Source organism: Adlercreutzia sp. DFI.6.23 (assembly GCF_024462535.1).
Taxonomy (GTDB): domain Bacteria; phylum Actinomycetota; class Coriobacteriia; order Coriobacteriales; family Eggerthellaceae; genus Adlercreutzia; species Adlercreutzia rubneri.
Genome location: NZ_JANGBP010000112.1, coordinates 1 through 428, shown reverse-complemented (window position 1 = coordinate 428; position 428 = coordinate 1). Strand labels below are relative to the sequence as shown.

Annotated in this window: 1 pseudogene; it reads right to left on the bottom strand. The window is 66.1% G+C overall.

The features are described 5' to 3' along the window. Positions 1 to 428, bottom strand: a pseudogene (locus NE591_RS12570) (3-methyl-2-oxobutanoate dehydrogenase subunit beta); the annotation flags it as partial.

Here is a 428-nt window from a genome sequence, read left to right as displayed (position 1 = left end):
GACCGGCACACGGTACTTGTCGGCCGTGTCGAAGGCCTTGAAGGTGTAGTCGGCCATCTCCTGCACCGTGGAGGGCGCGTACACGACGATGTGGAAGTCGCCGTGGCCGGTGGCCTTGGTGGCCTGCCAGTAGTCGGCCTGGGAGGGCTGGATGGAGCCCAGACCCGGGCCGCCGCGCTGTACGTTGACGATGACGCCGGGCAGATCGGCGCCGGCCATATACGAGATGCCCTCGCTCTTCAGCGAGATTCCCGGGGACGACGAGGAGGTCATCACGCGGGCACCGGCCGCCGACGCGCCGTAGACCATGTTGATGGCCGCCACTTCGGACTCCGCCTGAAGGTAGGTGCCCCCACTTTCGGCATCATCTTCGCCATATAGGCGGCCACCTCGGTCTGGGGCGTGATGGGGTAACCGAAGAAGAAGCG